Raw genomic sequence first — 25,955 nt, forward strand, 5'->3', positions numbered from 1 at the left:
TCACCTGAACCAGCGCCAGCCGCTTATCATGACGGAAATCACGCTTTGTCGGCTCATAATGTCTTCGCGGATAGCGGTATAAACATGCGCAATGACGAAGGCGATAATGAACCACATGCCCAGCCGGTGCCAGAAATGCAGCGCGAGGCTATCGTTGCCAGTCAGGCGAATCATCCAGCCAAACCATTGATACGCCCAACTGTCTGTTCCAAGCCCTTCGCCATAGAGCGCAAAGCCGCTACACACCATCAGTACGGACATCCAGAAATAGAACATTACCGCCAGTCCCGCTACCGGATTATGTCCATAGTAACGATGGGCCTCTTTTTCGAGGAAAAAATACCAGCGGATTTCGCTGATAACGCCTTTACGCCAGGCGCGGCGCCAGAACGGAACCAGAAACATCTCCCTGGCGTACTCATTGCCGACACATGCCCAGTAAATACGAAACAGCAGCGCGACAGTAAAAATATACGCCGTGGTAAAATGGATCAGTCGTATCCAGCCCATCCAAAACATAAAGGTCGCTTCACCTTGAATCGATGGCAGGGGGCGGCCAATGAAATATCCTGTAACAGCCAGGACGACAATGGATAACGCCGTGATCCAGTGCCATAAACGGACCGGCGCTTCATAGATATAGTACCCCTGGCTGGTTATTTCTTTGAGATGCATTGAGACCTCCGAATCGTCGTCATCGTACCTGAACCCTGACCAGCTCCCCTCCATGATTATCAATAACATGGGTGGAGCAGGCCAGGCAGGGATCGAAGCTGTGCAGAGTACGTAAAATCTCCAATGGTTGATCGGGAACGGCGAGTTTAGTCCCCATTAACGCCGCTTCGTACGCGCCAATTTGACCTTTATCGTCACGTGGCCCGGCATTCCAGGTTGTCGGTACCACACACTGATAGCTGTCGATTTTCTGATTTTCAATTTTTATCCAGTGCCCCAGCGCGCCACGCGGCGCCTCGCTGAAACCAACGCCTTTTGCCGATGTAGGCCAGGTATCGGGTTCCCAGAGCGTGACGTTTGCCGTCGCCGTATCGCCGGACTTGAGGTTACGCATCAGACGATCGAAGAAATATTGCAGCGTATTGCCTGCCCATACGGATTCCAGCGCACGCGCGGCAGTACGTCCTAATGTAGAAAAGAGCGCTTCTTTAGGCAGCTTTAATACACTAAGCAGTTGATCCACGGGTTCTTTAAATTCCGGTTTATTTTGATGATATCCAATCAGATAACGCGCCAGCGGACCTACCTCCATCGCATGTCCCTTCCAGCGCGGCGATTTAATCCATGAATATTTAGCGGACTCATCCACCTGTTCGATAAAGGTTTTTGTGCCTTTATAGTGTTCGCCCATGACCAGTTGCGGTTCGGTCAGACCATCCCACGGATGCAGGCCCTTATCGTTATTGCCGTTACCATAGGTATACCAGGAGTGAGTGACAAACTCCTGAATCTCATCGGGGGCGGTTAAATCGACAGGATGAATTTCGTCGAAACGACCGTTAATGATAGCCCCACGCGGAAGCAGAAGATTACTGGCGGAATAATCGTTAGGGTTATCCGGAAACTCGCCATAAGCCAGCAGGTTCATGCTCGATAACCCGCCGCCGATTTTTGCCCAGTCTTTGTAATAACTGGCAATCAGCAAGACGTCCGGAAGATAAACCTGTTCGCAGAACTGGCGAGCTTTTTGGATGATGGAACTGACAAGGTTCAGGCGTTCCATATTCACTGCGCCGACCGCGCCCGTTTCGTCAAGGTTGATGGCGCAAGGAACGCCGCCCACCAGCCAGTTAGGATGCGGGTTTTTACCACCGAAAACGGTGTGAATTTTTACGATCTCTTTTTGAAAATCGAGCGCTTCAAGATAGTGGGCGACCGCCAGCAAATTGGCTTCCGGCGGAAGTTTCATCGCCGGATGTCCCCAGTAGCCATTACGGAAAGGGCCAAGTTGACCGGACTCGATAAACCGCTTCAGTCGATTTTGCAAATCGCGGAAATATCCCGGCGAGGATAGCGGCCATGCGGAAAGGCTTTGCGCGATGGCGGAGGTCTGATGCGGGTCGGCTTTCAGGGCGGCAACCACATCAACCCAGTCCAGCGCGTGCAGATGATAAAAATGCACCAAGTGATCGTGAACGTGTAGCGTAGCCTGCATCATATTACGGATACAGTTTGCGTTGTCCGGAATCGCGATTCCCAGCGCATTTTCTACGGCACGGATTGAGGTCAGAGCGTGTGTACCGGTGCAGACGCCGCAAATGCGTTCAACAAATGCCCAGGCGTCTCGCGGATCGCGACCTTTCAGGATAACCTCCAGGCCGCGCCACATGGTGCCGGTCGACACGGCGTTAGTAATAACATTATTACTGTCGATATTCACTTCGCAACGCATATGCCCTTCGATGCGAGTAACCGGATCGACCACAATTCGCCGTCCGCTATTGTCCAGCGTAAAACCCTGAGTCTGATAAGGATATGCCATAATTATTTTTTCTCTTCCGGAGCGTTTTCTGATGACGTGTTGTTTTTATTGCGGGCATGTTTTATGGCGCTCACCGTGGCGTGAGCGATGGCGGCAGCGCCCGCGACGCCAGCAACGCCCAGTCCGATTTTATCGGCGGTAGCCTCAATGCCGGTTTGCGGAATGCCCGTTGCCCGGCTGTAAAAAGAACCGTAATCCCAGAATCCATCTTCCGAGCATCCGAGGCATCCATGACCCGACTGGATAGGAAAAGACACGCCATCATTCCAGCGAACGGTTGAACAGGCGTTATAGGTGGTCGGGCCTTTACAGCCCATCTTGTACAGGCAATACCCTTTTCTGGCGCCTTCGTCATCCCACGCTTCCACAAACTGACCGGCATCGAAATGCGCGCGTCGGTAGCATTTGTCATGAATTCGCTGGCCATAAAACATTTTTGGTCGTCCAAGACGATCAAGGGGAGGGATGCGATCAAATGCCAGCATATAGGTGATAACGGCGGACATCACTTCAGGTATAGGCGGGCAGCCTGGCACTTTAATAATGGGTTTATCGGTAATTAATTTGTGAACCGGCGTGGCTTTAGTTGGGTTGGGACGGGCTGCCTGCACGCAGCCCCATGATGCGCAGGACCCCCAAGCGATAATCGCTTTAGCATCCGCGCTGACGCGTTTTAACTTCTCCAGGAACGGCTCGCCAGCCAGTATGCAAAACATCCCATCTTCATTCAGCGGCGCGTTACCTTCCACGGCAACGATATAATTTCCTTTGTACTCACGCATCACATCCGCCAACGCCTGCTCAGCTTGTTGCCCTGCGGCGGCCATAATGGTGTCGTCATAATCCAGGGAAATGAGCGACAAAATGGCATCTTTTGCCAACGGGTGCGCAGAGCGAATGAAAGATTCGGTACAGCAGGTACATTCAAGACCATGCAGCCATATCACTGGCGTACGCGGTTTATTCTCCAGGGCATAAGCTATCTGAGGAATCATCGAACTGCTCAGGCCTAAAGACGTTGCGGTAAGGCTGCAAAACTTGAGGAAGCTACGCCTTGTCACGCCGTGTCTACGCATAACTTGATAAAATGTATCTTGTGTTTGCATAACGTTTATCCCAAACCACTATAGTTAGTGTGGGCATCATATGTTGCATTTCTTGTCTTTCTCAACGTGTTTTAGTAGCAATTATGTTTCTAATTCGTAACAACTGATTACATGTGTGCTACTCACATTACTCAAAAACATAAATTAATTTAATGTTATTGGTGATGTTGAGTAAATATAGCGTTGTGATGGCATCTCTTAATGTTGATAAGAAACCGTGTTTTTTATTTATAACATGATGGGATTTTTTTAAATGGTCACACGGATAACGCGTTTCATATTAGTTCGCTGTGTTTAACTCTCCTTTAAACCCGTCAGTTAAATTTATTAGCTTGTAAAATAAGATCACAATTAATTACGTGCTGCATAACCATTGATAGGTTTAATTTAACATATTCATCCAATCCATTTTACAAACAAGGAGAGCATGATGAAAAAAAGTAAAGCAATGTTATTTATCGCTCCGGCGCTGTTTTCATACGCCCTGGCGGCACAGGCCTGCACAACCCTTGCTATTCAGGATAAACAAGGCGATATTTTTCATGGGCGTACGCTGGAATATATGCAGGATTTACCCTCATGGTTAACGTATTACCCGGCGGGAACACAGTTTGATAAAAAAACGCCGGATGGCAGCCAGGGGATAAGCTATCAGGCGAAGTATCCGATACTGGCCATTACTTCCACCATTACTGATGGCGATAGCAGAGACATACTTGAAGGCATGAATAGCGCGGGATTGTCATTTAGTGAAAACATGATCATGAATGCGCAGTTGCCGCCATTGCCCGCGAGTGAATATAAACAGGCAATTCCTGTCACCTCGTTGGGAGAATGGGCGCTGGCCCGTTTTGCTACTGTCGGCGAGGTAAAACAGGCAATAAAAGAGGGCAAATTCTGGTCACCGGAGCTGCATCGGTTTGGCGATCTGAAATCGCCATTTCATTACGCGTTTTACGACAAGAAAGGAGGAAGCATTGTCGTTGAAGTGGAAAATGGCAAATTCCATGTCTATGACAATCCCACTCGCGTGATGACAAATGGTCCCGCATTCCCCTGGCATCTGACAAATCTGAATAATTATACGCAATTAACCAATGTGGACCGCTCTTCAGGCACATTGGGCGGGATAAAAGTGATGCAGCCTGATAGCGGGATTGCTATTGCAGACTTGCCATCGTCCGATACGTCGGTTTCCCGTTTTATACGCGGCGTTTATTACACCACATATGCGCCGCAAGCGACATCCGCCCACGATGCAATGAATACGCTTGCGCATATTATGAGCCGTTTCGATCGTCCGAAAAATATTACGGTTGATTATATGGGGAGTGAAGGGGAAGGCAACGCCACCCGCAAACCGGTCTCAGAATATACGGTCTGGACAACGCTGTCTGACTTGACGCACGGTGAGATGATGGTGCGCGGCTACAATGATATCAACTATAAAACCTGGTCCCTTTCTCAGTTTAAGAACGCGACTGCGCCCGTGTTCGAGAAAATCAACGTCAAAGGATAAACCGCTCGTCTCTGTTTAGTTTCCCCGGTAGTCTCGGCGAAGGTAATGGAGGCTACCGGCGGTTGCTTCTCTTTATCATGCACGGTAATTAATTATCACGATCACCAGCGCCAGGATGGTATGCTAAATCCATTCAAAATCCCCTGGATATGGATTGGAGGGCGCATGGTTATACCTGAGGTCAGGCAGGAGAGGCTCTATCAGAAGATAGCCAACCTCATCATTAAGCTGATCAATGATAATATTTTTCCACCGGGAACTTTTTTACCGCCAGAACGCGAACTGGCAAAACAGCTTGGCGTGAGCCGCGCCTCCTTGCGAGAAGCCCTTATTGTACTGGAGATCTCGGGATGGATCGTGATTCAGTCCGGTAATGGGGTTATCGTTTCAGATAAAAAACACCTTGCCAGCGACTATACCATTGAAGAAATTCTCTCTACTCGCGAGCTGGTCGATAGCCATTGTGCGCGCTTAGCCGCACAAAACGATAACGTTGACGTCATCAACCAAATAGAGGCGATTTATCATCGTATGGATCAAGCCATTAACGATAATAACGTCCACGGCTTTTACTCGCTGGATAAAGAGTTTCACCTTGCGATCTCTGAGGCCAGCCGTAACCGGGTGTTGTTCGATATGTCCCGTATGTTATGGGAACAACGGATTAATATCCCTTATGCCGGGCTTGATGAGCAGTCTGGAGACAGAAATGTTTTACTTAATCTCAACAAACAACATAAAGCGATAGTGGATGCGATGCGCCAGTCTGATGCTGACAGCGCCTATGAGGGATCTCTGGAACATTTACGCTATGTGAGAAAGATTGTCGGCGGCTAAGTTTGTCGGTAAATAACACCGCATGGCGGATATGCCATGCGGTGGAGCTTGCCGTAAATCAATGGAAAACAGCATTAATCTTTAAGTAGCGCTCCGGATAGCGATCAAGTTCTTTAACTGCATCAGGGATCTCATCAAGATTGACGACCTTACTGACAACATCTTGCGGATTAATCTCCAGCGTTGACAGCATGCGTAATGCCTCATCAAATTCACCGGCACTGGTGCGGGAACCGCGTAAATCCAGTTCTTTGTAGGTGATCAGGTTCGTCGGCAGCGACGTTTCCTGTTTTGGCCATCCGGTAAACGAAATACGACCAGCAAACGATGCTAAATCAAGCGTATTTCGAATAGCGCTATTTGCGCCGGAGGCTTCTATCACGACCTGCGCCATGGTGCCGTGGGTGATATTTTTAATAGCGTCGATAACCTGATCGTCAGCGGCGTTCAGCACATAGGGAACGCCAAGCTTTTGCGCATAGCGTAGCCTTTCTTCCACAATATCGATCAGAATAGGCGTTGCCTTGTAATGACGCGCGCTTAATGCCGCCATAAGACCAATGGCCCCCGCGCCGATGATGGCAACATATTCCCCAGCCTTAACGTTTGCCCGATGCAGCGCGTGCAGAGCGATAGTCAGCGGTTCTGCCAGCGGCGCCATTTCAGAAGGCACATTATCTGGTATTTTATGAATTAAATGTGCGGGATGAGTAACCACCTCCTGCATTGCGCCATCGACATGCACGCCAATGACGTTTAAATTTTCACAACAGTTAGTTCTGCCGACAGAGCAAGGGTAGCAGTGACCACAATAAATATAGGGGTCAACAATCACGCGGTCGCCTTTTTTAATATTGTCCGGCATTCCGGTACCTTCCTGAAGAACAATTCCGGTCACTTCATGCCCAATAATTCTTGGGTAAGTAACCAGTGGGTTCGTTCCACGAAAAGCCCCGATATCCGATCCGCAAATGCCTGCAGCATCAACCTTAATTAATACTTCATTTTCTTTCTTATGGGGATAATCCACCCAGCGGGTTTCAACTTCACCAGGCTTATTAATGAACACAGCTTTGACTTTCATTGGCTTTGAATCCTTTACTTTTTACAAACACGAAGACCAACAGGCTTGAAACGATAGCGATAGCACCAGCCAGATAGAACGCATAGTCATATTTACCGCTAAATTGAACGATAAAACCGGTGACAAGCGGACCGATAATACCGGATATATTAGCCAGGCCATGCATGGCTCCGCCGACGCTCCCTACCTTATCTTTATGAACAACATCCTGAATAACCGCCCAATAAATTGGGCCTGTTAAATAGAGCAGGAAGAGTGAAACTGACATGAGCGTAATTGCGCTACCAATAGTGCTAACAGTACCGGAAACGGCAACACATACCGCCGCGCCTGCCAGACATACGCCCAGAATAAGTCGACGTGAGAGCAGAGCATTACCGGTAATCCGATAAATTACATCAGAACAGACGCCGCCGAGCACCATACCAATGGCACCGATGACCCAGGGAATTACCGTGGCGATACTAATTTCTTTAATATCGAGATGTAACGAATGGTTCAGGTAACTTGGGAACCAGGTCAGGAAGAAAAAAAGAATATAGTTGTAGCTGAAAAAAGCCAGAGTTGTCGCCCATACCATTGGTTGTTTCATGTAATAGCCGAGTGAAGGTGTAGCCCGGCCATCATCAGATAAAATAACGTCCTCATGATTTTCAAAATCAATGCGTTCTTCCGGCGCCAGGCGTTTACTCATTGTTGGTTTATCGCTAACGATAAAGTACCACAGCAGTACCCAGACCAGGCCAAATAAGAAAATAATGCCAAATGCGGGGCGCCAGCCTAAGGATAACGCCAACAGGCCCACAATCGGCCCGGACACCGCGCCGCCGAGCGGGGAACCGGCGCTAAAAATTCCGATCGCCGTGGCAGACTCCTTTCGGGAAATCCAGTTATTGATGATTTTATTTCCGGCAGCGCTGACCGGTCCTTCAGCCATACCGAAAAGAACGCGCACGATAAGCATTGTCCACAATCCGGTGACCAAACCAGTTAAGCCACAAAATACAGACCATAGTAACGCTGCGATGAGAAAAACCGTTTTTGGCCCAACTTTATCGCTGGCCCAGCCACCAATAAAATTAAACAGGGCGTATCCGATAAAAAATGCGCTGAAGATCATTCCCATCTCCGCGGCGTTAAATCCTAACTCCTTTTCGATCAAGGGGGCAGTTATCGACAATGCTGAACGATCCATATAGTTGAGCATGTAAACTATAAATAGAAGAAAAACGATAAGCCATCCCATTGTTTTTCTTTTCATGATTAATCCTCTTATTGTGGTCTAGCGGCCTGACCACAATATTTTAAGGTTATTTTCAAATCACCTCTCTTGTGGTTAGAACGTGATCAATATAACAAAAATTTATCGCAGAGGATTTTTATCCATCGCAAGCGTGATGGATAAAGTTCTTTAAAATCAGACAATTACTTGAAAATTCAATCGAGACTATCGTTTTCCCCTAATCCACGCCCCGGTAACGTTTGACATGCAGCGTTAACAGAAGGTGGCGCTGTCTGTGGGTATTTTTCATCGGGCGTAATATAAACCTGACTCGTGGCGACATAGCCATCATTAAAAGTGGCTTCGATATAGGTAGCTTCCCAACCTGTCTTCGGTTCATTTAACGTAATACTGATCTTATTGTTGGCGGGGATATCTATTGTAAGTGGCTGATAGCGGATGCCACAGGCATAACGAAAATCACGCGCATTTGGATTGTTGGCTATCCAGCGAACGACTTTTACCGGCGCTTCTGAGAAATAGACCGTAAGAAGATGGTGGTGAATAAGGCCGATCAACTGTGGTAATGTTTTTTTACTTTGAAACCTATTAATAAAAGGAACGAGGCTTTCTTCAGCGAACTGGTTAATTGAGTAGTGGTTCATATTAGGCACTATACGTAATGATTTTACGCCAGGAAGTTTGCTATAATAAAAGCGAGTATTGTCTGGTACGAAAAAATCATCGCCGCTTGCATTAATAATATATTTCGGTATTGCAAGGCGGGGTTGATAAATAGTGTTGAGATATCTTAGCGGATCTATTATTTGCCTTAGCTGGGTAAATGTGGGGGATTTTATTTTCTCATCTATGCCTTGCTGGTAGTAGGGGTAGAATGTAATGGGCCAATTTCCACCGTATGATTGATAAATATGCTCAAGTGAAGCATCAATATCAAGTAGATCAATGGCGAAGGGAACAATTGCTTCAACATCAGGATCGGCAATAGCTGACAACCAGGTGGTCCACCCACGCTTTGAAATACCTGTAATGATAAAGGAATTTATATTCCATTGCGTTAACTCCTTTTTTGCTAATCTCATCGCTTGCGATAGGGCAGTGACCATAGGAATATTTAAAGGCATTAACTTACGTTGCTCCGGCGCTTCCATAAATAATGCCCAGCTTCGGGAAACGCTTTCGTCCTCTTTCAGTGGTTTTTTATCATCCTGAAAGGTTAAATATTGGTTAGGTATATCACTCACTGATATTACGATGGTATTCGTATCACGGGAGATGCTTGCCAGTGTTTCCTGGGGGAGATCACCGGGTTTACCAGTGATTTGTACGCCTTTATCATAATTAATTCCGTTGTTTACAACCACCAAAGCATGGTGCTCTTTTGCCGTTTCAGGGATATAAATATCAACGTTATGTCGCCATTGCGCAGGGGTTACCATGTCATCTGGCGACCAGTGTTGCGATAATAATTCATAGTGTCTGACTACCACCTGTGCTAATGGAGCTGTATTAATCAAGGTATATTTTAGCGGTGTGCCTGAAATCTGCTCCCGGTAGTCGGGGAGAACATGAGACAAATCACACTCCGGGCTGTTTCGACAAAAGAAGATGTTGTTATGAAGTAGTGTATAAACTTTTGTAGAAATGAAAAACAGTACGATAACAACGAGATATGTTTTTTTCATGCTTTCCCCGCGCTTTACAAGGGCAAATGCCAGCCAGCATAATTTCCATAAATACCTCTTAAACATTCAATATAAGTACAATACTTTTGATAAATAAGGGAAGAAGGGAACAATAATGTTTGTGACGTTGTCACATTATTCTGTTTCTGGTTTCACTATTAGCACTGAACTTTTTGAAAGGTAAATCATTGCCGTCACCAGACCAATAATGGCGACAGAGATAGCTATACCGATCCAGACGCCATACAGAGCATAACCCAGGACAAATCCGCCCAATACGGGGGATATAAAATCAGCGATTGCGATTAATGCCTGCGCCGTTCCGATGACGATACCTTGTCGGGCAGGCGATACATGGACGGACAAGGCGGCAAGATAAGTGGGTTTGGCTAGCGCATCAGCGATGCTAATACAAACGATAGCAAAAACAAGCACAGGTATGGTCGTGGCGATACCCGCAGTGAGAAATCCAGTACAAAGAAGGGCGAAGATGAGGATAATTAGCTTTCGCTCCGAAAAATATTGGCTCACCCAACCTAACAGAAATAGCTGAACGAAAATATTAATAACCCCGTCCGCCATTAACAGATAGCTTAACGCTTTTGGCCCAAAGGGAAGCCCATTCCAGATGAAGGTGTCAGAAAGAAAAACAGGTAATTGTGAAGAGTACATGCCATAGGCGAAGAAATGACAAAGCATTACGATGATTAAGACGCGAAGGACTGGCATCTTTAAAATAGCGCGGGCAGAGAACGACGCTATTTTATCTGTGGTACGTGATGTTGTGGAAGGGTCTTTTAACCCCCAAATCGCGACCAGGGCAGACCCAAGGACAAGTATAAAGGCGGCGTAGATCGGCGCGCCCAGACTGATACGCGATAGCCACCCGGAAACGCCTGCCCCGACAATACCGCCTAAACCAATGCAGCCTGTGAGGATACCGATTGCCTGACGCCGATTTCTGACGTGCGTACAATCGGCAATATAGGCTGCGGCGGCTGACAAATTCCCGGCGCTAATGCCAAAAAGCGTGCGGGCGAGCAGGATAAACAGGATACATTGCGCGTTGGCGAGTAATAGTAAACTTATCGCCGCAATAGCCAGCGTGACAATCAGTATTCGCTTGCGGCCAACGCGATCGGAAAGGTGGCCAATCAGGGGCGCCGCACAAAATTGGCTAAAAGCTTCAGTGGCGATGATGATTCCAATGATAAGCGGCGAACCGCCCATCTCGCGGATATAAAAAGGCAGTACCGACATTACAGCCGCTGTACTGGCGGCATAAAGGCCGACAAGCAGGAAAACAGGCAAAATACGCCGCTTGTTGAGCGGGGTGATAGTTTCGCTGTCGGTGTTCTCATAGACATTAGTATTCATCTTTAATCCCTATGGCAAAACGAGAGAGATAATTTTCAATATCGTTGCTCTGTTTGCCGTGAAAGAATGCGCCGACATAGCCATCGGGTCGGATCAGCACGCATTGACCCGGCGCCAGTTGATAGGACTCCCGGAAGTGCCCCAGGGTATCGATGAGCTCGTCCTGCTCGCCAATGTGATGAATACGCAGTCCTCGCCGCGCATTGATGACCTTACCGTGGGTTTCGTAGGCCAACAGATTCCAGTCCGGACCTTGTAGTAACTGAAATAATCGTAATGATTGGCCGCCGGCGCCCAAAAGAGGAGCATCCGGAGCTCTTTCTCCCGCTTGTAACCCATGCTGACGTTCGGGCAACGTGTGGGCTAAGGGGGAGTCGGTATACTGGATGTCAAGTTGTTGAACGTCGCGTTCTCGTTTGATGCCACCCTGTTTTTGAGAGTCAAGTAATCGGGTCGAAAGGTGGAGCAGTGATTCGGCTACCGGGCGGCGTTCCTGTTCATAGCTATCGAGAAGCTCTTCTCCTGCGCCCCGCAGCGAGGCTGCCATTTTCCACCCCAGGTTATAGGCATCCTGGATGCTGGTATTTAATCCTTGCCCACCCGTCGGCGGATGCACATGAGCGGCATCACCGGCTAAAAATACCTTACCCACACGGTAATGTTCCGCTATGCGCGCATTCATCTGGTACTTCGATACCCAGGGAATCGAATGGATGCGAACATCCGTCCGCCCGATTCGTTCAGTAAGAAAAGCCGTGAGCACGTCGGCTGAGAAATTCTGCGAGTCGTCCGGGGCCAACAACGCCTGGATTTGAAAGAGCTGCGTGCCGGCGAGAGGGCAAATCGTTATCATCCGCGTCATATCGCCATCGTTAAAATGGTGCCATACATCCCGGTTCAGACCGGAAAGTGAAGCGTCAGCCACAAGCGCATGGATTCCCAACATACGACCGGGGAAGCTGACGCCTAATTTTTTTCTGACAAAGCTTCCGCCGCCATCCGCACCTATCAAATAATGCGCGATGATGACCTCTTCTCCAGCCGGCCCGGCAACATACGCGGTGACTGTGCGTGGGGTTTGCGCAAAATGTCGTAACTCGCAGCCGAACTCCACCCGATGTCCCCATGCTTTTAATTGCTCTCGCATAATCGTTTCTGTCACGTTCTGTGGAACCATCAATGGCAGATGGTAGGGTTCGGCGTGGGTCGGTTTTGTATGATGCGCAATATCTGAATCTACGTAGCTTCCGTCATGACGGTAGGTTCGTAGTCGGGGATAGAGCCCGCCGGCGGCGACCACTTTATTGAGTATTCCAAGATCCTCGAAGATTTCTTGCGTTCGCGGCTGAATACCTTTACCGCGGGAGCCGATAAAAGGCGTCGTTCTTTTCTCAATCAGGCGAAATGAGACCCCGTGACGCGCCAGTTCGATGGCTAAAGTAAGCCCGGTAACGCCAGCGCCGCAGATCAGTACATCTGTAGTGGTGTATCTTGTCATCGTCTCTCCGATATGTGTATTATGCACATAAGAGGAGACATGCTATGTCAGAAAATAAAAATGTGCAAGATACACACATTTCCGAGCAAATGAAGGCGCTTCACGGTGCGTTGATTCGCGTGGTGAGCGCGCTTAACCGGCCTCGTAATGATGAGAAATTAATTGCAGAGGCGGGGATACAACTCGATCGTGCGCTATTTTCGATCCTTATTAGTATCGAACGTTTAGGGCCGATTGGCGTTGTTGAGTTAGCCGAACGTGCCGGTCGTGATTATACGACGGTAAGCCGACAGGTCGCCAAACTGGAGAAGCTGGGGTTGATAATACGGCAGCATAATGCCATCGATCGTCGTATACGCGAGGCCGTTATCTCCCGTACAGGAAAGGCGATGACGGAGCGTATAGACGCTGCGCGAGAGCAAATGGGCAAAGTTGTTTTTAAAGACTGGCCTCAGGATGAACTTGATGTCTTTGTTCGGCTAATGCAAAAGTTTGCCGATGCAATGGATAGCGATGCTTCAATGCCGGAATAAGCAAAAGAAAAGGGCGGTCAAATCCGATCGTCCAGGCTAATATCGGTATCTGACATTGATTAAATAGCCAGCAAAGTAAATATAACAACAACATTTATCGAGTTAATTTTCACCCTTTGAAAGGCCAACGTATACTGCAGAATACGGCTATATAACAATCGCCGTATCAATGGTTTTTCAAAGGGTAAATATATGCTTACCGAAAAATATGATTTTCGCATTACCGATCAGATGACTATCCCACTCAGACCTCATTGGATAGCCAATGATTCATACAGGGAAAAGTGTAAAATGCTTGTCCTCAACCGGAGTAAAGGGGAAATTCATAAGGTAGACTTTAGTAAAGTAACAGATTATATCAAAGAAGGTGATGTAATCTGTTTTAACGACAGTACTATAATAAACCATATGTTTATCTGTAAAACAAGACAGAATAGGTTAATTAAAATTGTTTTAGAGGGATTTTTACCAAATAATAGAGTAATTATTTCCGGACTTTTAAAAGAAAGGCTTAACGCGAATGATGTTTTCTATTTGGTTGATAACCCTGAAATTTCCATTAAGATAGAGCAAAGGTTTAGCGAGGAGAGCCAGTACCGGGCCGTTGTAGAAAATCATGAGGCCTTAATTTGCTATTTAGCCAGTCATGGTGAGCGTCTTGATGAGTATGTGGACTCCAGCTTGTTTTATAAATATCCAGATGCTTACCGTTCCGTTTTTTCTAAAAAGTATGGCTCTTTGGAAATACCTTCTGCCGGCATTCATTTTACCTGGGATCTTATCCAAAGAATCAAAGATAAAGGTGGGTTAATATCCTTCATCACTTTACATGTTGCATCAACAGAAATGTTGTCCAACAGAAAAATACAAACAAAATGTGTAGAGGAAGTGACTATCAACGAAGAATACTACGAGGTTCCGCAAGCAACAGCGGATATCATTAATACTGCGAAGCAAAATGGCGGACGTATTTTTGCCGTAGGAACTACCGTTACACGATGTCTGGAATCTGCGTATTCGAGGGAACACAATTGCCTCAAAGCAAGTTCTGGCTGGACTGCGCTTTATATACATCCAGGCTATCAACTGAAAGTGGTTGACTGCCTGCTAACGAACTTACATCAGCCAAAAACGACGCATATGGTGTTAACTGGTCAGTTTGCTGGGGTTGATCTACTCATTAAGGCCTATACCTCAGAACATATCCAGTCATGTCAGTTCGATATGTTTGGTGATTGCATGTTAATCATACAGGATGAAGGGCAGGGATGAATAAAATAAAACCGGTACATATAATGCTACCGGTTTTACCGAGAATAAGCATCAGGGGATTCGGGCAATAACCTTTATTTCGAAATCAAAGCCAGCCAGGTAACGCCAACAGCGGTCCAGTTAGGATAAGGGGGATGGGCAAATATCTCCTGTTTCACCGCCATCACGTCGTTAAGTTGTTGCTCTGGATCGGTATGGAAGGTGGTGACATCCACTATGTCATCGAATGTGCATCCTGCTGCAGTCAGTGTTGCTTTCAGGTTTTCAAAAGCAAGCCTCACTTGTTTTTGAAAATCAGGCTCCGGCGTGCCGTCTGTGTGACTGCCTACCTGGCCTGAAACAAACAATAAATCACCAGAACGGATGGCTGCGGAATACCCATGTTCCTCATACAGAGAATGGCGGCCGGCAGGAAAAACCGCGATACGTTGCGTCATAATGTTATCCTCAGATAGCGTAAACACTCCGGGCGGGAATAAAATGAATGTCACATACACAACGTAGGCCATAGTTTCATATATGTGGCATATGTCAAGGTGCCGTCACATAAAAGAACTGAGCCTGTTTGTCGTATCGCTTGACGGGAAAGAGAGCATTTTCTGAGTGATTAGCTTCTGTGTCGTGTCACTTTGTAGATGGCATCATTTTCACGCTTTCCAACGCCAATGACAGTTACCGTGATAATTTCATCTTCGACGCTGTACACCAGTCTGTATCCTGCACCACGCAGCTTAATTTTGTACTGATCCTTTCTTCCATGTAATTGAGAAGCCGGAACCCGAGGGTTTTCAAGCCGTTCCCGTAACTTTTTTTTAAACTGTTCCTGTATAGTATGTCCCAGCTTTTTCCACTCTTTTAGTGCAGATTCGTTAAATGCCAGCTTATAAGTCATCAATGTTGACCTCAATGACGCGTTCATTCGCACGCTCATCGATAATACGACCGAGTTCTTCATCCTCAAGAATATCCATAAGATGAGCATAAAGTGCCGGAGGCACACAGTAGAAAGCCGGTTCATTACGGTTAAGAATGGCAACTGGAGCGCCATCTCCGGCATTGAAAGTTCCCATTGGGTCACGTTTCAGTTCAGTAATGCTTGCTGCAGTAGTCGTTAAAATTTGAAATGCCATAATTTATCTCCTGGTTGATGACTAAATATAGCACCTTTAATAGTACTAATAAAAGCATCCTTCCAGAAAGAGATTCAGCGCCAGCCCAGTCAGGGATGCGGGCTGCTGACGGTTTTTTCAAGGCTAAGTTCAGATGTCCAGAACCTAACTTATGACCACTGAAACGGGCGTCAATAACTCGCCAACCCTTATCAAGCGTGATGTAACAACCGAAGTCAGCCTTGCAGATGGTGATATTATTTTACTTGGTGGCCTTGCTGAACAGTCGGATGGATTATTCTGGCCTCTGACGTGTCGCAGATTGCAGATCGTACAGTCAGGGATTACAACCGTATTGCCAGAGGAAGCGATAAAATATGGTAAGTGATACTCTTGAACAGCGGATTTATGAACTGGTAAGAAGCCATGATGGAATTTACCTTTTTAAGAAAAAAGAACTGACACCGTCAACAGATTTGGATTCAGATCTACAGCTGGAAGATGATGAAGCACTGGCATTGATGGATGATTTTTTTACGACATTTAATGTAGATAGAGGGAGTTTCTCGATCACAACATACTATCCGCCAGAACCACCGCTAAAGCATTTGCTTAATCCGTTTCGCAAAAACGATATTCCTCAGGTGCCGGATTTCACTATAGGTATGCTCATTGCGTCTGCCAGGGCTGGTCGCTGGTTGTATGACTGATTCACGCTGGGGGCTGCTTTCCGCTCTCCGTCATTATTGTCAAGGCTATATGCCCTAACAAGTTATAGAGCCTTACGCTCTATAAAGATATATATTGAACGCTAAAATAATGGACTATTAGGTGACACCATGCCCACTTATAAACAAGTTGTGAACCATGTTAAGAAACATGTATTGTGGAAAGAAGAGTATTTTGAACGCTATTATCGGCTCAATCCTGAACTGGTTCAGAAGCGTTTGGATAAAATTTATCAAGCTAAAGATGATCTAATGGTGCTTATCAGTACTCAATTATTTTGTTTCTTGCAGGCTAATGGCACGCTCTATTTTGATGGTTGCTATAAAACAGGGAAAGCAGATAACTCATTGCTTTGTACTAATCTTGCTCTATGGAGTATCGAGCTAGCTTGTGATCATTTTGATATTCGGGAAGAGCGGGGACATACCACGAAGTTTAGCGAGCAGGGAGAGAGTTGGTTAACACTATTCGCCTGCAATCAATTCTCTTTAGTTCCTTATTGCTATCCGGCCATTCAGCGCGGGTTTCAAAGCGGCGTATTGAAAGAAATTGTTCCGTTTTATCGTGAACAGAAATTGGGTATCCTGGCGATGGAGATAATGGCGCGTGAACGGGGGGATACAATCAACTGGGAAGCAATGCAAGTGCGTGTTGATCCTGTCTATCTGGACTTTTGCCAAAACATTTTATTGTCATCAGATGATGAACTAGTCCGCACCGGATTAATTACGCTATGTGATAAGCATCTTGAGTGGACCGATTTTCATAATAGCGATAAGCATTGTTGCTTGACTGGCTATGAAATTCAGCGTCAGGATCTATTACTCTGGCCATTTGAATATCAGGCGGTAAAAAACTGGCGAGCACGTCAAGGGTTAAGTACACCAATGATTGAACATCCATTGATGAATAGCCCGATGACGACAGCGAATTGTCCTGACTTTTCGCAGTGGCAGCGTCCAGAGTGGTTCAATCCGTTAGTTGATTTTTTGGCGCAGCGCAGGCCTGAGCTGGCATTTTTACGACATCTCTTTATTTAAGTGAGCGATTATTGTCCAGTTTTCTCTGGGCCTGGCGCGCAACTCCAAGCACATGACCTAGTCTTTTATTATCAACAATTGCGACGGGGTCCACCTCCGACAACCGGTCGAAGGTGGAATAGGGGAGCAGAACGCCATTCAGCCGCAGTTCCTTATGCCCGTCAGGATAATGCCAGACTTCGATACAGTGGTGGTCGCAGCCATCAATTTGTATCAGCTCGCCAGTACAAGGCCGCCTGTAACGAGGCTGATGAATTTTCGGCGCGCGTTATCTGCGAGGGATCCAGATTCCGGCTTTTATCATGAGGCGTCGGATAGTTTCCTTGCCAAGAACCAGACCGTGAACTTCCTCCAGATTTTCCAGCGCCAGCGTGGGGCCAAAATCACGGTAGTGCTCCCGGATTATACAGAGTGCCTGATCTATCAGTGAAGTTGGCAACAGACGGTTACCAACGCGGCCACGACTATGGTTGTTCATGCCAAGTGGTCCGAGTTGGCGATAACGTTTCAGCAGCCGTCTGCAATGGCGTGGCGTAATGCCGAGCATCTCAGCAGCCTGACCGGGATGTAAATTGCGGTCGATGGCATCCTGAAGGATTTTGAGGCGGTTGATTCCTTTCACGGTGAACATCCCGGCGTCATGTATAGCCATAGAAAACGCCTCATCAGGAAAATGCGAGTCGTTGTCTAGACATGCAGATCTGAGAACTATAGCCTGGACATTCCTATAAATGAGCCACAAATAGACATTAGCATTGAGCCTCTACAATGTTGATGCGCATAATGTATATTATGTTAAATGCATCAGGGCATTTTAAAAGACGTGTTAAAACGGCTGGATTCGTGTATGTCAAAAAACTTCTGGCCCATAAGTTTGATCCCTTCCCTGCCGTGACGCTGCGCGAATTCTGTTGATTTGCACCCGCTTATCCTGCACACGATTTCACGCAGCACACGCCACGCAGACATAAAAAAACCGGCCACTGTGACCGGTTCGTCGCGCAGGTTTTTGCTCAGTGGGTTTTACCCTGGTCCGCTGCTTTTTCTGACTGATGTTCTGCAGCTCTGACAACGGCTATAAACGCTTTGATACCCGGATCCACATCCGGCGACAACATGCGCATTGTTGATTTGGCATTCCTGCCGAACCTCGTCAAAAATCGCAGGATAAGCGAACGTGACTTTAATCAGCGTGCGCAGCATCCCTTTGGCGACTTCCATTTCACCCGCCAGAATTAATTCGTGTATCTCCTGGATAATCTGAACCCGCGGCCCGATGTCTTTTTCGATGTCATACGCGGCCATGTTTTTTACTCCTCAGATAATTCGCCGGCGTCCAGATCGTTATGATACTGACAATACACTGGAAAATCTGACGGTCGAAGCAGCTACCGGGGAAAAACGGTAGACCAGTTAGCACAGCGTTTGCGTGAACTGGTGGATAGTTCGGGGAATCAGCGGAAGACCCCCTATTCTCAACCATTTCCTCACAGGCTTTTCTGAACAATGTGATTGTTTGAGTAACTTTACGACAATTGCTACAAAAACTGACTTCCGCTACCAGACGGTATACACAGTATGACTATTTCTTTTTATATGCCCCATACAAAAGCGATACTGGTGTTTTTTCTAACATCTGGATTTCATTTTTATGTGCTTTATGTTCACTAAAAATATCTGCCAGACTTTTACCTCCAAAGGCCAGGCCAATTCCCGTTGCTGCTGCTGAAAGTAATGTCAGTTGCGGCATGGCAAGAGAAGCTATACCTAACGTGGCTGTTCCTGCAAAAATTAATCCGGATGAGATATTATGATGCTATCAAAATAAATCCCCAGAGATCTAAGGTGATTAGATATGTTATAACCAAAGCGTTGAATCGGAAGTAATAATCGATAACTTTTAGACGCCCGCACTTCTGTTATAAGCGCCGCGGCGTGAGTATCCCAAAATTTATTTAGCAACACGATTAGGTTTGTAAGTTGATTATCTAACTCGGGAGAGCTAATTAGCTCTTTCAGGATGAATCTACGTAATTCTTTTAGTTCTAAATTTCTGAATGCATATTTATATTTTTCAGAAAAAGCGTTTTCCATCAATAAAACATATTCATTCTGTATGCTTTTTGTAATACTACTCATCATCTATCTCCGAACCACCACGCAACGATTTCCCAGTGTAGTGGTTCTTATCATGTGTATATTGTTAGTCATGTTATCGTAGAAAATTCAGTGGTCAATAACTCATTGAGGTAGCTACTAAAATTTGCAGTTACCAGGATTTAGGATGATTTTAAAAATGTTTATAAATTCAGGCTGCGCCGCAGTGATTGCACTGATTTCCACGTAACATGATAATCAATGGCTTTGATACCCTTTAAACGAACAAATATGAGCTTAACATGGCGACAATAAAGGATGTTGCATCCATGGCCGGTGTATCAACCGCGACTGTATCACGCGTCATTAACCAGACCGCGTGGGTTGAACCCGTCACGCGCGAACGTGTAGAGAAAGCCATGCGCGATCTCAATTATCGCCGGAATGCCGCCGCTATCGCGCTGGCGAAACGTAGCGGCGATATGCTCGGATTGTTAACCGGCAATCTGGCAGATCCTTTTTTTGCCCGCCTTGCTCGCGGCGTAGAAGATGTTTCTCGTAAGCAGCAGTATCGCTTGATGGTATGTAGCGGCGGCCACGACGAAGAAATGGAAAAAGCGGGACTGGATTTTCTGGTTAATCAAGGCTGTGAGGCTATTGTTGTACACGCCAGCCGATTACCGGATAAAGAGCTGCTGCGCTACGCAGCCCACTTTCCAGCGCTGGTTGTTGTTAATCGTTATATCGCCGGTATGGCCAACCGGTGTATCTGGCTGGAAAATCGCAGCGCCGCCAGGGAAGCGACCCGATATCTCCTGGCGAACGGGCATCGGCGCATTGCCTGTGTGACATCTGACTTGCCAATTATTGATCGTCAGGAACGCCTTGATGGTTACCGTGAGGCGCTGGAAGAATATGGTATTTCTCCAGACCCTCGCTGGGTGATTAGCGTTCCGTTTAACGAAGAAGGCGGCGAGCGGGCCGCGCATCAACTTATTAATAGCGGGCTTCCCCTTACGGCAGCGGTCACGTTTAACGATGTGATGGCCGCTGGCATTATGCGTATTCTTCATCAACGCGGCGTTCAGCTTCCGCAACAGCTCTCTATTGTCGGCTTTGATGATGTGGTGCTGGCCCGGTATCTTTATCCGGCGTTAACAACAATGCATTATCCGGTCGAACAAATGGCGCGTTGTGCCGCGCAACTGGCGATACAGTTATACCAGGGCATTACGCCGCCGCCCAGCAGCAATCATTTCAATGCCGAACTGGTGATCCGCGATTCTGTCGCGCCCTATTTTTCACGGTGAATGCGTCGTCAACAGTAAAAACCGTGATGGCTGTCAAATTAACCCTTCTCATGTAATCGGTTACATGGACGAAAGTAATGGATCACAGTAGTGGAAAGCGTATCCCCCTACCCTTGAGCTACCTTACTGACCGGAGCTCCATTATGAGTGCATCACAAAACAAGAAGAAAACGCTGTCATTGGGTTTAGCGCTAATCCCAGTCATCTCCATGTTGCTATTGTTGATTATCGGTTACGGCATCATGGGGCTACGTATCGAACCGCTCCTTCTATGCTCTGCGGCGGTAGCGGCAGGCATTGCATGGTGGCAAGGATACTGTTGGGAAGACATCATCAACTCAGTGGTGGATAAACTGGCTAAGGCAATGCCGGTTATCATGATCCTGATCTGCGTGGGCGGTTTGATTGGCACCTGGATGTTTAGTGGCACCATTCCCTACATGGTGTACTGGGGGCTAAAACTCATAAGCCCGGAATATATTTTGATTGCAGCCTTCTTTTTAACCAGCGTGGTCTCCGTCTGTACCGGTACATCGTGGGGGTCCGCCGGGACGGTTGGCGTTGCGTTAATGGGGGTTGCCGCCGGGCTGGACGTGTCTCTTGCAGCAGCAGCTGGCGCCGTCGTTTCTGGCGCTTATTTCGGCGACAAAATCTCACCGTTGTCCGACTCGACTAACTTTGCCGCGATTGTCGCAGACACTACTCTGTTTGAGCATATTCAGCATTTACTTTGGACGACCCTGCCAAGTTTCCTGCTTGCCGCCGTGGTTTATCTTATCGCCGGACACAGTAATATGCTGGGCGAGGTGGCCACGCCGCAGCGCGTTACGGACATCATCCACTCGCTGGAGTCGCTATACCATTTTAATATTGTTCTTATTTTGCCGCCGATGATCGTACTGTGGGGCGCAATTCGCAAGAAGCCTGTCATCCCATTAATGTTAAGCGCCTGCGTACTTGCCTTATTCCTTGGCGTCATCATGCAGGGACTGAGCATCAAACAGGGACTGGACGCTTTCATTGATGGATTTGATATCGCCATGTTCCCACAAGGCGCAGAAGGTGTCGTGGCCGATGTTCCACGCCTGCTAAACCGGGGCGGAATGTTCTCGATGATGGGAACGATACTGTTAGTTTTCTGCGCTTTTTCATTTGCCGGAGCGCTAACGTTAACCGGCGCGTTAACGATCATCATTAACCGACTGCTGACCATTATTCATAGCGTTGGTCAACTCATTGCCGCCACTATCGGCACCACAATTTTGGTCACAGGAGCGACCAGCGACGGTAAACTGGCATTGTTAGTTCCCGCCGAACTGTTTAAAGATGCCTATCGTCGTATGGGGCTGGATACTAAAAACCTTTCACGGACGATAGAAGATGCCGGTACCGTTATCGAACCTCTCCTGCCATGGACCTCGGCTGGCGTCTACATGGCGACCACGCTGGGCGTTAGCACGCTTGATCTTCTGCCTTGGGCTATCCAGTGCTATGCGGCGATCTTCTTCGCATTAATTTATGGTTTTAGCGGAGTTGGTATTGCCAGAACTGCCTCCGCTTCAGAAAAGTCGCCGCAAACGTCAGTGACGAAATAATAAGGAAACAAGATGGATTTTAACCAGATTATCAATCGCAACAATACTGGTTCGGTAAAGTGGGATTTTATTGAGCGTCACTTTGGCGACGGCGCTGGGAAACTGCTGCCGATGTGGGTTTCTGATTTCGATTTTGCCTGCCCGCCTGAGGTTCAGGCGGCATTGCATCAGCGAATCGAGCACGGCGTATTTGGCTATAGCGATCGTGATGAAGCCTATTTTAACGCCCTGCTTCACTGGTTTTCGTCACGCCACCAGCTCACGTTAAAACAGGAATGGGTATGCAGCGTGGAAGGCGTCGTACCAGGGTTGGCACTCTTGGTGCAAATGTTGACGCATCCAGGCGACGGCGTAGTGGTACAGGGGCCATACTATGGCTCCTTCGCCAAAATAATCACGCTTAATGGTAGAAAACTGCTGGAGAATCCCCTTAGCGAGTCGCCGGACGACGGCTACCAGATGGATTTTTGCCAACTGGAAAGGCTGTTTCGCCATGAGCGCCCTCCGCTGATGATTTTGTGTAATCCACATAATCCAACCGGGCGTTGCTGGTCGGCCAACGAGCTGGAGCAACTGCTTTTATTATGTGAAGCTTATGATGTCACTCTCATCTCGGATGAAATATGGGCCGATCTATTGCTGCCCGGCGAAACCTTTACCTCGGTACTGCATTTAGGGGAGCGCTGGCATAAACGGGTCATCTCCGCCACTGCGGCCAGCAAAACGTTTGGCTTATCGTCGTTGCGAATTTCTAATTTTCTCATTCCCGATCCTACGCTTCGCCAGCGATTCCTGTCTCGTCTGGACGCTCATGGGCTGGACGTCTTTAACGCCCTCTCCGTTCAGGCGGCGACTACCGCATGGAATGAAAGCAGACAGTGGCTGGATTCGCTACTGGATTACCTGGCGGAAAACCGCCGCTGGTTTGTTGAACAGGCGACAGAGCACCTTCCCTGGGCAAGAATTGTCCCGGCGCAGGGAACCTATTTATTATGGATGGATTGTAAAAAACTGGGACTGGATGACGAACAGCTAAAATGGGTGATGGCGGATGTCGCGGGTATTGCTCCTTCAATGGGCAGCGGCTTTGGCCCGGCGGGCAGCGGATTTATCCGTTTAAATCTGGGATGTCCACGTACCTACCTTGAAATGGCAATAGACGGCCTGAAGCGAATATCGGTGAAGACAATCAAAGGAATACCAACAGGCGGATGAATTTTTCGGGCGGTAAACTAACACCGGTGTTATTTCTGCGGCATGATATCGCCTGAGCGCCAGTAAAAAACCGGCCATCAAGGCCGGTTGGGTCCGGAGCGCGGTTTTACTATCAGGGGCGTCTGAATAACACGATACTGCGCCCGGCCAGATCGAAATCCATTTCTTCGGTAATCCGCATTCCCTGCTGCGCGTTATCGGCAGTCGTCAGTTCAAGTACCCAGCCGCCTTCTCCCCACATCGGAATACGGAACGGTACGCTGCCTTCAAACGGATTGAAAAGCAGTAAGGCGTCATGCCAGATCCCCGCTTCCGGCTGAAGATCGGGTCGACTAATACATACGCCTATCGTCGATCCCTCATCCCATTGTTCGGATTGCTGCGCCCCTCCGCCGGCGTTAAACCAGCGGATCTCCAGACCGTCACGCCAGCTCTCCCGGCGCAGCAACGGTTGCGTGGCGCGCAGTTGAATCAGATGACGGGTAAACTCCCGTAGCGCATTGGCGGTTTCCGGCAAATTATCCCAGTGGACCCACGATATTTCACTGTCCTGACAGTAGCCATTGTTATTGCCCATCTGACTGCGGCCAAACTCATCGCCCGCTAATAACATTGGCGTACCGTGCGAGAAAAGCAAGGTGGTCAGGAAATTACGTTTCTGTTGCTCGCGTATCGCATTGATGCCTTCGTCGTCGGTTGGCCCTTCTGCGCCATAGTTACAGGAGCGGTTATCATTATGCCCGTCATTATTATCTTCGCCATTGGCTTCATTATGTTTGTCGTTATAAGACACCAGATCGTTCAGCGTGAAGCCGTCATGGGCTGTAATAAAGTTAACGCTTGACCAGGGGCGACGGCCGCGCAAATCATAGAGATCGCCGGAACCCAGCAGGCGTGCGGCGAAATCATTTGTGACGTTGTCACCTTTCCAGTATTCGCGTACCGTATCGCGGTATTTATCATTCCATTCGCCCCACCCTGGTGGAAAGCCGCCAACCTGATAGCCGCCCGGTCCGATATCCCAGGGTTCGCCAATCAGTTTCAGTTTTGCCAGCACCGGGTCTTGCGTTACCGCATCAAAAAAGCCGCCTCTCTGATCAAAGCCTTCCGGCTCACGACCAAGAATGGTGCCCAAATCAAAACGAAAGCCGTCGACATGCATTGACTCCGCCCAATAGCGAAGGGAATCCATCACCATTTGCAGTACCCGTGGATGAGAGGTATTGACGGTATTACCTGTCCCTGTATCGTTAATGTAATAGCGATGCTGATCGGGCATGGTGCGATAGTAAGAGAAGTTATCGATACCTTTAAATGACAGCGTGGGACCAAGTTCATTCCCTTCTGCCGTATGGTTATAGACCACATCCAGTATCACTTCGACGCCGGCATCATGGAAAGCGCGCACCATATCGCGGAATCCCTGAATACCTTTTGGACCATAGTAGCGCGTCGCCGGCGCAAAAAAGCCCAGCGAGTTGTATCCCCAGAAATTTTTCAGTCCTTTATCGAGCAGATGCTGATCGTCCGGGAACCAGTGAACGGGTAAAAGCTCGACGGAGGTAATACCCAGACTTTTAATGTAATCCACGCTGGCTTTATGCCCCATGCCCTCAAACGTACCGCGTAGAGGCTCAGGGATCGCGGAATTAAGCTGGGTAAAGCCTTTTACATGCGTTTCATAAATAATGGCGTTCGACCACGGTATGGAAGGCCGTTGTCTATCCTCCCAATTCGCCTCAGCCGGATCAATCACCCGGCATTTAGGCGTAAATGGCGCGCTATCCTGGTCATCAAAGGTCAAATCTTTATCGTCATGAAGTAATTGATACGCGAAATGCGCATCGTTCCACTGAATATCGCCCACCAGCTCACGGGCATAAGGGTCAATAAGCAGCTTGTTGGGGTTAAAACGATGACCATTTTCCGGGTCATAAGGACCGTAAACGCGGTACCCATACAGCGCGCCGGGCTGCAACTTCGGGACATAGCCGTGCCATATTTCGTCGGTATATTCCGGTAACTCCAGACGAGCGATTTCATGCTCCCCGCTCGGATCGTAAAGGCAAAGCTCGACGCGTTCCGCATGGGCGGAAAAAATAGCGAAATTCACGCCTTCGCCGTCATAATTTGCGCCAAGCGTATGGCTGTATCCTGCTCTGATTTCAAAAGCCCTGTTTGTTGTCATTCTCTTTCTCCACCCACGGTA

General features: G+C 47.8%; 21 protein-coding genes and 4 pseudogenes. 10 read left to right on the forward strand and 15 right to left on the reverse strand.

What is annotated here, in order from left to right:
- Genes cybH through ACLJTG_RS02045 form a run of 3 tightly spaced genes read right to left on the reverse strand, consistent with a single transcriptional unit; the run spans position 1 to position 3,603 of the window.
- Positions 1-744: a Ni/Fe-hydrogenase, b-type cytochrome subunit gene (gene cybH, locus ACLJTG_RS02035; protein ID WP_000924456.1), complete on the reverse strand. Its 744-nt coding sequence runs from the start codon at positions 742-744 to the stop codon at positions 1-3.
- The gene (locus ACLJTG_RS02040; RefSeq protein ID WP_000331200.1) at positions 695-2,497 is read right to left on the reverse strand and encodes a nickel-dependent hydrogenase large subunit; all 1,803 of its coding nucleotides are present in this window, start codon (positions 2,495-2,497) and stop codon (positions 695-697) included. The genes cybH and ACLJTG_RS02040 overlap by 50 nt, the downstream gene beginning before the upstream one ends.
- A 2-nt stretch (positions 2,498-2,499) precedes the next feature.
- Entirely contained in the window at positions 2,500-3,603 is a 1,104-nt protein-coding gene (locus ACLJTG_RS02045) for a hydrogenase small subunit (RefSeq protein WP_001194448.1), read from the reverse strand.
- A gap of 427 nt (positions 3,604-4,030) precedes the next feature.
- Between ACLJTG_RS02045 and ACLJTG_RS02050 the strand changes: the two genes are divergently transcribed.
- Together ACLJTG_RS02050 and ACLJTG_RS02055 are read left to right on the forward strand one after the other, a co-directional pair.
- Positions 4,031-5,122, forward strand: coding sequence for a choloylglycine hydrolase family protein (locus ACLJTG_RS02050; protein WP_000976500.1), 1,092 nt, complete (start codon positions 4,031-4,033; stop codon positions 5,120-5,122).
- Positions 5,123-5,167: 45 nt separating this feature from the next.
- Positions 5,168-5,959: a FadR/GntR family transcriptional regulator gene (locus ACLJTG_RS02055; protein ID WP_000388417.1), complete on the forward strand. Its 792-nt coding sequence runs from the start codon at positions 5,168-5,170 to the stop codon at positions 5,957-5,959.
- Positions 5,960-6,017: 58 nt separating this feature from the next.
- On the opposite strand, the gene ACLJTG_RS02060 is transcribed toward ACLJTG_RS02055, so the two are convergent.
- From ACLJTG_RS02060 to ACLJTG_RS02080, 5 genes are all read right to left on the reverse strand, one after another.
- A complete protein-coding gene (locus tag ACLJTG_RS02060) occupies positions 6,018-7,043 on the reverse strand; it encodes a zinc-binding alcohol dehydrogenase family protein (RefSeq protein ID WP_000864935.1) in 1,026 nt (341 codons plus the stop codon).
- Complete coding sequence (locus tag ACLJTG_RS02065; protein WP_000824240.1) at positions 7,018-8,304, reverse strand: MFS transporter; 1,287 nt, start codon at positions 8,302-8,304, stop codon at positions 7,018-7,020. The genes ACLJTG_RS02060 and ACLJTG_RS02065 overlap by 26 nt, the downstream gene beginning before the upstream one ends.
- A gap of 176 nt (positions 8,305-8,480) precedes the next feature.
- Positions 8,481-10,037 (reverse strand): PhoPQ-activated pathogenicity-related family protein, encoded by a 1,557-nt coding sequence (locus ACLJTG_RS02070; protein ID WP_410958877.1) that lies wholly within the window; start codon positions 10,035-10,037, stop codon positions 8,481-8,483.
- A gap of 69 nt (positions 10,038-10,106) precedes the next feature.
- A complete protein-coding gene (locus tag ACLJTG_RS02075; protein WP_001095731.1) occupies positions 10,107-11,348 on the reverse strand; it encodes an MFS transporter in 1,242 nt (413 codons plus the stop codon).
- Positions 11,338-12,846: an FAD-dependent monooxygenase gene (locus tag ACLJTG_RS02080; RefSeq protein WP_198898127.1), complete on the reverse strand. Its 1,509-nt coding sequence runs from the start codon at positions 12,844-12,846 to the stop codon at positions 11,338-11,340. The genes ACLJTG_RS02075 and ACLJTG_RS02080 overlap by 11 nt, the downstream gene beginning before the upstream one ends.
- 44 nt (positions 12,847-12,890) lie before the next feature.
- On the opposite strand from ACLJTG_RS02080, the gene ACLJTG_RS02085 reads away from it, so the two are divergent.
- On the forward strand, positions 12,891-13,379 hold the full coding sequence (locus ACLJTG_RS02085) for a MarR family winged helix-turn-helix transcriptional regulator (protein ID WP_001293634.1): 489 nt from the start codon (positions 12,891-12,893) through the stop codon (positions 13,377-13,379).
- A gap of 192 nt (positions 13,380-13,571) precedes the next feature.
- A complete protein-coding gene (locus tag ACLJTG_RS02090) occupies positions 13,572-14,651 on the forward strand; it encodes an S-adenosylmethionine:tRNA ribosyltransferase-isomerase (RefSeq protein WP_079951428.1) in 1,080 nt (359 codons plus the stop codon).
- Between the two features lie 51 nt (positions 14,652-14,702).
- Here the strand turns inward: ACLJTG_RS02090 and ACLJTG_RS02095 are convergent.
- From ACLJTG_RS02095 to ACLJTG_RS02105, 3 genes and pseudogenes are all read right to left on the reverse strand, one after another.
- Positions 14,703-15,088, reverse strand: a pseudogene (locus ACLJTG_RS02095) (RidA family protein).
- Between the two features lie 170 nt (positions 15,089-15,258).
- Positions 15,259-15,543, reverse strand: coding sequence for a type II toxin-antitoxin system RelE family toxin (locus ACLJTG_RS02100; RefSeq protein WP_023243932.1), 285 nt, complete (start codon positions 15,541-15,543; stop codon positions 15,259-15,261).
- The gene (locus tag ACLJTG_RS02105) at positions 15,533-15,781 is read right to left on the reverse strand and encodes a type II toxin-antitoxin system Phd/YefM family antitoxin (RefSeq protein ID WP_000885424.1); all 249 of its coding nucleotides are present in this window, start codon (positions 15,779-15,781) and stop codon (positions 15,533-15,535) included. The genes ACLJTG_RS02100 and ACLJTG_RS02105 overlap by 11 nt, the downstream gene beginning before the upstream one ends.
- A gap of 264 nt (positions 15,782-16,045) precedes the next feature.
- Between ACLJTG_RS02105 and ACLJTG_RS02110 the strand changes: the two are divergent.
- The 3 genes and pseudogenes from ACLJTG_RS02110 to ACLJTG_RS02120 form a co-directional block, all read left to right on the forward strand.
- Positions 16,046-16,144: pseudogene (locus ACLJTG_RS02110) on the forward strand (STM2901 family protein); the annotation flags it as partial.
- Positions 16,138-16,470 (forward strand): DUF1493 family protein, encoded by a 333-nt coding sequence (locus ACLJTG_RS02115; protein ID WP_021000342.1) that lies wholly within the window; start codon positions 16,138-16,140, stop codon positions 16,468-16,470. The pseudogene ACLJTG_RS02110 and the gene ACLJTG_RS02115, both read left to right, overlap by 7 nt.
- 150 nt (positions 16,471-16,620) lie before the next feature.
- The gene (locus tag ACLJTG_RS02120; protein WP_077913672.1) at positions 16,621-17,529 is read left to right on the forward strand and encodes a hypothetical protein; all 909 of its coding nucleotides are present in this window, start codon (positions 16,621-16,623) and stop codon (positions 17,527-17,529) included.
- 178 nt (positions 17,530-17,707) lie between these two features.
- Here the strand turns inward: ACLJTG_RS02120 and ACLJTG_RS02125 are convergent.
- The 3 genes and pseudogenes from ACLJTG_RS02125 to ACLJTG_RS02135 form a co-directional block, all read right to left on the reverse strand.
- Positions 17,708-18,181, reverse strand: a pseudogene (locus ACLJTG_RS02125) (helix-turn-helix domain-containing protein); the annotation flags it as partial.
- 371 nt (positions 18,182-18,552) lie between these two features.
- The gene (locus tag ACLJTG_RS02130) at positions 18,553-18,834 is read right to left on the reverse strand and encodes a hypothetical protein (protein WP_001580000.1); all 282 of its coding nucleotides are present in this window, start codon (positions 18,832-18,834) and stop codon (positions 18,553-18,555) included.
- 277 nt (positions 18,835-19,111) lie between these two features.
- Positions 19,112-19,671: pseudogene (locus tag ACLJTG_RS02135) on the reverse strand (hypothetical protein).
- A gap of 257 nt (positions 19,672-19,928) precedes the next feature.
- Here ACLJTG_RS02135 and ACLJTG_RS02140 point away from each other — a divergent pair.
- The 3 genes from ACLJTG_RS02140 (at position 19,929) to ACLJTG_RS02150 (ending at position 23,746) form a co-directional block, all read left to right on the forward strand.
- Entirely contained in the window at positions 19,929-20,936 is a 1,008-nt protein-coding gene (locus tag ACLJTG_RS02140) for a LacI family DNA-binding transcriptional regulator (protein WP_000201080.1), read from the forward strand.
- 143 nt (positions 20,937-21,079) lie between these two features.
- The gene (nhaC, locus tag ACLJTG_RS02145) at positions 21,080-22,531 is read left to right on the forward strand and encodes a Na+/H+ antiporter NhaC (RefSeq protein WP_001276626.1); all 1,452 of its coding nucleotides are present in this window, start codon (positions 21,080-21,082) and stop codon (positions 22,529-22,531) included.
- 12 nt (positions 22,532-22,543) lie between these two features.
- Positions 22,544-23,746, forward strand: coding sequence for a MalY/PatB family protein (locus ACLJTG_RS02150; protein WP_000347148.1), 1,203 nt, complete (start codon positions 22,544-22,546; stop codon positions 23,744-23,746).
- A gap of 112 nt (positions 23,747-23,858) precedes the next feature.
- Here ACLJTG_RS02150 and glgX read toward each other — a convergent pair whose 3' ends face one another.
- Positions 23,859-25,934: a glycogen debranching protein GlgX gene (glgX, locus tag ACLJTG_RS02155; RefSeq protein ID WP_000210580.1), complete on the reverse strand. Its 2,076-nt coding sequence runs from the start codon at positions 25,932-25,934 to the stop codon at positions 23,859-23,861.
- Positions 25,935-25,955 lie beyond the last annotated feature (21 nt).

It is taken from the genome of Salmonella sp. SAL00672 (genome assembly GCF_046552175.1).
In the GTDB taxonomy this organism is placed as follows: Bacteria; Pseudomonadota; Gammaproteobacteria; order Enterobacterales; family Enterobacteriaceae; genus Salmonella; species Salmonella enterica.